2 protein-coding genes are annotated in these 1,098 nt (G+C 47.4%); both read right to left on the reverse strand.

Going from position 1 to position 1,098, the window contains the following annotated elements:
- Window position 1 precedes the first annotated feature (1 nt).
- Entirely contained in the window at window positions 2-499 is a 498-nt protein-coding gene (locus R7Z50_RS24670) for a SprT family zinc-dependent metalloprotease (protein WP_017449133.1), read from the reverse strand.
- A gap of 66 nt (window positions 500-565) precedes the next feature.
- On the reverse strand, window positions 566-1,098 hold a 533-nt coding region (locus R7Z50_RS24675; protein ID WP_318149374.1), incomplete at its 5' end, for a DUF2189 domain-containing protein.

Below are 1,098 nucleotides of genomic sequence, written 5' to 3' on the forward strand. Positions count from 1 at the left end.
ATTAAGAAAGTTGAACACCTGTAAAATTCAAAGGCTGGTGGCATTTTTGACAGGAGTAGGTTGCCTCTTTGCGCAGTACTTTATTGTGTCGGCGAATCGAGAGCGGGTAGGTCATGCAGCCGCAACGATACTCAAACGTCTTACCCTGGACTGAGGTAACTTCAAAACGGTGTGTGGTGTTGGCAGGAATACCAAATACGGATTCCATGACGCCCCGCCACTCTTTTCCGTGTGGTCGAACTCTGCCGTACACTTGGTAGGTGATTAAGTGGGCGACTTCATGAGGAATTACTTCTTCCAAAAATGCCTGTGGATTTTCTCTAAATAAAATAGGGTTGAGACGAATCTGATTTAATTGAAGGTAGGCTTTTCCCGCTGCTTTGCCGCGAACGTTGAATGTGATGCTTGGGATAGGGAATGAGCGCTTAAATACTTGCTGTGCCAAAGAGATACAATCAGCCATGACTTGCTTGGCTTTATAACTCAGTTCAATGTCCATCCATACTCCGGTGTATTCAATAAAAAGCCCCCGCGTTGACGAGGGCTGAATCATAGCATTTGTCCGTTAAGGCGTGTGTTTTTTCTTGATGGTTGCATGGTAGGCGTGCCATGTACCGTAGCCCAAAATTGGCATGGTAAACAACATACCGATTCCGTAGGTAGCAAAGCCAATCAAGATACCGCCACAAATAATCGCTGCCCAAACAATCATGGCCGGAATATTGGATTTCACTGCGTTAAAGCTAGTAAACACCGCTGTCATCATGTCGACACGGCGCTCCATCATTAATGGAATCGAAAACGCAGAGATACTAAATACGATACACGCCAACACGAATCCAACCAATGAACCTATGACCAGAAAAGGCAAAAACTCAGTCAGTGGTGCGCCTTGTACGGATGGGTACAACGCGTGGAGCAGCGCAGCGATACGCATCCAGAAAATCATACAGACGGCGAGCAATACTGCGAACGCCCATTGTGAGCTGGAGTTACGACCAATCGCTTTCACGGAATTGAGCAGGCGCCCTTCGCGCCCACGCACTCTCGCCCAACACGCATAAAAAAAACCCCGGGCCAAAAACGGACCAAAAAACA

Source organism: Vibrio sp. 1249-1, from assembly GCF_033340495.1.

Excerpts from the sequence above, each read along its gene's own strand:
- R7Z50_RS24670 (WP_017449133.1), bottom strand. The coding sequence starts at position 499 with ATGGACATTGAACTGAGTTATAAAGCCAAGCAAGTCATGGCTGATTGT.